At 42.0% G+C, this 6,000-nt stretch carries 5 protein-coding genes and 2 pseudogenes; all 7 read right to left on the bottom strand.

Annotated features, from left to right (window positions below; genetic code table 11):
- On the bottom strand, positions 1-167 hold a 167-nt coding region (locus MAQA_RS12940; protein ID WP_036074459.1), incomplete at its 3' end, for a tRNA-dihydrouridine synthase.
- Between the two features lie 88 nt (positions 168-255).
- A pseudogene (gene folK, locus MAQA_RS12935) lies at positions 256-736 on the bottom strand (2-amino-4-hydroxy-6-hydroxymethyldihydropteridine diphosphokinase).
- A complete protein-coding gene (gene folB, locus MAQA_RS12930; RefSeq protein ID WP_036074465.1) occupies positions 736-1,101 on the bottom strand; it encodes a dihydroneopterin aldolase in 366 nt (121 codons plus the stop codon). Before folB ends, folK begins: the two are co-directional and overlap by 1 nt.
- Positions 1,102-1,106: 5 nt before the next feature.
- On the bottom strand, positions 1,107-1,931 hold the full coding sequence (gene folP, locus MAQA_RS12925) for a dihydropteroate synthase (protein WP_479481412.1): 825 nt from the start codon (positions 1,929-1,931) through the stop codon (positions 1,107-1,109).
- 1,176 nt (positions 1,932-3,107) lie between these two features.
- Positions 3,108-4,032: pseudogene (gene cysK / locus MAQA_RS12915) on the bottom strand (cysteine synthase A).
- Between the two features lie 121 nt (positions 4,033-4,153).
- Entirely contained in the window at positions 4,154-5,038 is an 885-nt protein-coding gene (gene hslO / locus MAQA_RS12910) for an Hsp33 family molecular chaperone HslO (RefSeq protein ID WP_036074454.1), read from the bottom strand.
- Positions 5,039-5,053: 15 nt separating this feature from the next.
- Entirely contained in the window at positions 5,054-5,821 is a 768-nt protein-coding gene (locus MAQA_RS12905) for a type III pantothenate kinase (RefSeq protein ID WP_036074452.1), read from the bottom strand.
- Between the last annotated feature and the right edge of the window lie 179 nt (positions 5,822-6,000).

Raw genomic sequence — 6,000 nt, 5'->3', positions numbered from 1 at the left:
TCGTTTTTCTTGTTGCGATAAGCAATCCCTTTGTCACTGATCATTTCACAGCAAACAAGTCCTGCTCCAAATTCCTTTACCGTCAGCCTAAACGCAGAGTTCGAAATGCCGGCCATCGGTGCAACAACCACGCGATTCTTAATCTCCACATCACCAATTTGAAACATTTAAAAACCCCTTCCTTTTCAAAAAAGTTCCTTATTCTTGCGCTAGTGATATGTTAACACAGATTCAAAGATTCGCAAGCCATTTTTTTTACTGTTCAATTCGAAAATCTGTCTTCAAAACCGTTTGCCCAGCGACCAAATCATCTTGCCAGTATTCAGCCGCAACCGGTTCGGCAATTTCTTGCAAAGGGATCATCACAAAAGCACGCTCCTTCATATATGGGTGCGGAATTTTAAGTTTCTCCGTATCCATCTCAACATTCTCATAAAGTAAAAGATCAATATCGATCAAACGCGGGCCCCACTTAAATAAGCGAACGCGCCCCAGCTCAAGTTCAATCGCAAGACAGCGCTGAAGCAGTTCATCCGGCGAGAGACTTGTCTCAATTTCAAGCGCAATATTAAAAAAAAACATCTTGATCTTCATAGCCAACCGGATCTGTCTGATAAACACTTGAAATCCGTACAACAGAAATCCCATCTGACGCATTCAGCATTTGCACAGCATCCGTCAAATTTTGCAAGCGATCCCCTAAGTTCGTCCCAAGCGAAAGATAAGCCGTCTTCATTAAAGACCACGCTCCCGGTCAATCTCTACCGCAACCGAGTGATAATGTCCAGGAATCGGCGGGTTCGGCTTCACCACTTTGACAGTTACCCGAAAAAGAAGTGGATACCCCGCCAAAACTTCTGCCGCAATTGTCTCCGCGACCGCTTCAATCAACTTAAACCGCTTCCCTTCAACAACTGCCCTCACCGTCTCATACACATCCGCATAGCTCACTGTATCTTCCACGCTATCCGTTTCCCCTGCCTTTCGCGTTGACAGATGCAGAACAAGCGAAATTCGGAACGTCTGTCCCAACTTATTCTCCTCTGGCAAAACACCATGATAGCCATAAAAACTTAGTTCATTCATATAAATTTTATCCAATGTCCTCATCCCTTCTCCTCATCCAAGATCACTTTCCCAGTGATCGCATCCGTCATTTTGACCATCCGCGCAATCTGCAACACATCATGCACACGTACAATTGAGCAACCTTTTGTAATCCCGTAAACTACCGTGGCTCCCGTACCTTCCACTCGCTGATCCGCCGGGAGATCCAGTACCCAACCAATCGTACCTTTCCGACTTGTTCCAAGCAACACTTCATAGCCTAAGTCCACAAGTTCATCCACACGACGCAAAACCTCAAGATTTTGATTTTTAGTTTTCACAAAGCCAAAACCAGGATCAAGGATAATGTGCTCATCTGGCACACCTGCCGCTTTACAAATCTGGATGCTTTCTAGTAAGTCTTCCTTCACATTTTCCATAAAATTTGTATACGCCTGGTCTTTACGATTGTGCATCAAACAAATGGGAATTTGATATTTAGCCGCCACATCAGCTATCTGTGGATCAAATTTTGCCCCCCACTGATCGTTCAAGAAATCCGCTCCAGCAAGCACAGCTTCCTCCGCCACATCGCTTCGCCAAGTATCAACGGAAATCCAAATATCTGGAAGTGCGGCTCGCACAGCTCGTACGACCGGCAAAAGACGCTCTCTTTCCTCTTCTTTAGAAACAGCTTCATGGCCTGGTCTCGTTGAAATCGCACCAATATCAATAATTTCAGCGCCATCAGTTGCCATTTGGATGGCACGTTCGACTGCTTTTTCAAGCTCTATGTATCTTCCCCCATCAGAAAACGAATCAGGAGTCACATTTAAAATGCCCATTACCATACTTGGATGATCTTTCGTCCATACCTTTTCCATTCCGCTCACCTCATCGTTATTATAGCAAAAATCCAGTCGCTTTACGCTAGTTTTACAAAAAAAGAAAGCGTTTTAATTAAAAAGGCGCCTCAAATTATTGATAGCAAATTGGAGCCCCCTAGAAAGGCACATTTCTCACTTCCTGTAAAAAATTTTGACACAAAAAAACCGATGCGGAAAAGAGAGTGAACCGCATCGGTCAAAAAAGGGAGTTTTGGAATTTTCATTCTTTTGGGAGAAAGAAAATGAAAAAGTTGTTTGTTGTTAACTTATAGATATATTCTAACCAGCTTAGAATAAAACTAGCTGGGAATTTTATGATAATTCACTAAGAAATAGAAAAGCTTTCCTTCATTTTTTGTACATAAAAACCGATGTGGAAAAAGGGAGTAAAACCACATCGGTCAAAAAAGGGAGTTTTGGGATTTCATTCTTTTGGGAGAAAGAAAATGAAAAAGTTTTGCTTGTTGTTAGCTTATAAATACATCATAACGAATCAAAAAGAAATTCTGCTTGGAGTTCTATGAAAGTTCACTAAGAATCAAAAAAACTTTCTTTCATTTTAGACATAAAAAAGTCGATGTGGAAAAAAGGGAGTAAAAACCACATCGACCAAAAGAGAAGTTTGGGTTATCATTCTCTGGGGAGGAGAATGAAAAAGTTTTACTTGTTGCTAACTTACAAATATAGTTTAATTCACTTCGAATAAAAAGAGCTTGGAATTCTATAATAAATTCCTAAGAAATCTAGAAAAATACTCTCATTATTTTTAGGCATATAAAAACCGATGTGGAGAAAGGGAGTAAACCACATCGGTCAAAAAGGGAGTTTGGGTTTTCATTCAAAAAAGGGAAAGAATGAAAAAGTTGTTTGTTGTTAGCTTATGTATAGATCATATCGTTTTAAAAATAAAATTTGCTTTGTATTTCATGAAAATTTACTAAGAAAAGAAGAAACTTTTCCTCATCCATTCTTTTCGCACATAAAAAACCAATGTGGAAAAAGGGAGTAAACCACATTGGTCAAAAGGGAGTTTTGGGATTTTCATTCAAAAAAGGGAAAGAATGAAAATTGCTTGTTGTTAGCTTATAAACATATATTACCTAACAAAAAAGTGTTCTTGCTGTGGAAATCATTAAAATTCACTAAGAAAATTATTTACTTTTTCTTATTTAGCTAGTCAAAGTCATAAAGCGGTGTGCTTAAATAGCGTTCCCCATTACTCGCGACAACGGCCAGCACTTTTTTTCCCTTCTCCAAGCTCTTTTGCTAAATCTAGTGCAGCTCTAATAGTTGCTCCCGATGAAATACCAGCAAGAATCCCTTCCTGCTTCGCTACTTCACGTGCTGTTTTAATCGCATCCTCACTTGAAATTTTAAGTATACCATCATAGACTTTCGTATCTAAAGTATCTGGAACAAATCCCGCTCCAATTCCTTGAATTTTATGTGGAGACGGTTCGCCGCCACTCAAAACAGGCGATTCTTCTGGTTCAAGTGCATAAATTTTAACATCAGGATAATTTTTCTTAAGCACGTGTCCGACACCAGTAACCGTTCCACCAGTTCCAACACCCGCAATAAAAGCATCGAGACCATCTTTGCCAAACGCTTCTACGATCTCAGGTCCGGTTGTTTCTTCGTGAACCTTTGGATTAGCAGGATTATGGAATTGTTGCGGTATAAAATAGCCATTTTCTTTCGCTAGTTCATCTGCTTTAGCAATCGCACCTTTCATTCCTTCTGCCCCAGGCGTTAAAACAAGTTCTGCTCCATAAGCTTGCAGCAGTTTACGGCGTTCCAAACTCATCGTATCGGGCATTACAAAAATTGCCTTGTACCCTTTAGCAGCCGCTACCATCGCTAGTCCAATCCCCGTGTTTCCACTAGTTGGCTCGATAATTGTATCCCCCGGTTTAATGACACCTTCTTTTTCTGCTTCCTCAAGCATCGCATTGGCAATCCGGTCCTTCACGCTTCCACCCGGATTTTGGAATTCCAGTTTCACATAAACATCCGCACTCCCCACATCTGGTAGACGGTTCAGCTTAACTATCGGTGTTTTTCCAATTAAATCCGTTATTGAGTTTACAATTTTCATTTACCTCGCTCCTCACATTCATTTCTATTCTTACTTTATCTAATTCCGAGCTTTTTTGTCAAATTTAAAGTTTCCCACTAAAAAAAGCTGTTCAAATAAACTGAACAGCTTTCAACATTCATTATTTTGCTTCTTGATAGATTTCTTCAAGATCACTTTCCGAAAACTCATAGTGCCGTCTGCAGAAGTGGCATTCCGTATCTGCACCGTGATCTTCTGTAATCATCGCACGAATTTCGTCTTTACCAAGCGATTGAATCGCCGTCTTAAAGCGCTCTTTCGAACAGTTACACTCAAACTTCACAGGCAGTTTTTCAAGAATCTGCACGTTTTCCTTCCCACCTGCTAGACGTGCGATAATGTCTTCCGGCGTTTCACCGCTGTCAATCATGCGAGAAACCGTGGGACAACTTGCCAAATTACGTTCAATTTCCTCAATGATTGCCTCATCAGCACCTGGAAGTAGTTGAACCATAAAGCCACCAGCCGCTCGAATGCTCGTATCCGGATTAACAAGTACACCAACACCCACTGACGAATTTATTTGCTCCGAATTCGCAAGATAGTAAGTGAAATCTTCACCAATCTCACCAGAAACGATTGGAACTTGCCCTGTAAAGTTTTCACCAAACCCAAGATCTTTCACCACAGAAAGAGTGCCTTCCGTTCCGACACCACGCCTAACATCAAGCTTGTGGGCGCTATTTAATTCTTCAAAGTTGACATGCGGGTTCATCACATAGCCACGAATCGTTCCCTCCGTGTCCCCATCCGCTATAATCGTCCCAATTGGGCCATTTCCTTCGACCTTCGTCGTAATTTTTTGATTTTCCTTTTGCATCGCACCCAAAAACAGAGTCGAAGTCATCGTCCGACCCAGTGCGGCTGAAGCGACCGGCCAAGTATCATGCCGCTCCTGCGCTTCGCGAATCGTTTCTGTCGTCACCGCCGCATAAATTCGAACATATCCATTATAAGCCAAAGCTTTTACTAAATAATCACTCATATATTTCTTATCTCCTTAAGATTTATTTCGCTGATAAAGCAAGTTCAACCCTTTTAGTGTAAGGAAGGGATCTACTACATCAACTAGTTCAGACTTCTCGGTAATAAACCGCGCAAGCCCTCCAGTTGCAACTACCGTTGGTTTCGAATCCGTTTCACGCATCATTTCTCGAATGATACCTTCACACTGCCCGATAAAACCATAAAAAATCCCCGCTTCCATCGCACTAACCGTTGACTTTCCTATCACATGTTCCGGTTCCGTGATATCAACACGTGGTAGCTTCGCCGTTTTCGTATAAAGTGCCTCCGTTGAGATCATAATCCCCGGTGCAATTACCCCGCCGCGGTACATGCCTTTTTCATCAATATAGCAAAACGTGGTCGCTGTTCCAAAATCCACAACAATGGCCGGTTTCCCGTACTCATGAATCGCCGCAACAGCATTCACAATCCGGTCAGCTCCCACTTCGCGCGGATTATCCACTTTTAAATTGAGTCCCGTCTTAATCCCAGGCCCAACAACAAGTGGCTCGATCTCAAAATAGCGGCGACACATCGTCGTGATTGCATGCATGACAGGTGGCACCACCGAACAAATAGTGATGGCATGCACATCAGCCGGTTTAATCCTAGCTTGCTGAAAGAAGCCTAAAACTAGCATCCCAAGCTCATCTGCCGTTCTCGCTTTATCCGTCGCCATCCGAAATGTCTGCACCAGTTTGTCTTCCCGGTAAATGCCAAGCGTACAATTTGTGTTCCCAACATCAATCACTAAAATCATGAATCGTCCTACTTTCTCTAGAGATCTCTCGTATCATATCACTAAGCGAATCCAACTGTCGATTAATCTGTTTGGTTTAAAAAGGACTAAGCCGATTTCTCGGCCTAGCCCTTCACGATTATTCGTTATCTTTCTTGCTATCTTTGCTGTCATCCTCAGTTGGATTTTGATCAGCATCC

The organism is Listeria aquatica FSL S10-1188 (genome assembly GCF_000525795.1).
Lineage (GTDB): Bacteria > Bacillota > Bacilli > Lactobacillales > Listeriaceae > Listeria > Listeria aquatica.
Note: the sequence above shows the minus strand (reverse complement) of the source record. Positions and strands in the feature narration are given on the sequence as shown.

Bases quoted from the DNA above. Each gene is read 5' to 3' on its own strand.
- folP (WP_479481412.1), bottom strand. From the start codon at position 1,931: ATGGAAAAGGTATGGACGAAAGATCATCCAAGTATGGTAATGGGCATT.
- hslO (WP_036074454.1), bottom strand. From the start codon at position 5,038: ATGAGTGATTATTTAGTAAAAGCTTTGGCTTATAATGGATATGTTCGA.
- MAQA_RS12905 (WP_036074452.1), bottom strand. From the start codon at position 5,821: ATGATTTTAGTGATTGATGTTGGGAACACAAATTGTACGCTTGGCATT.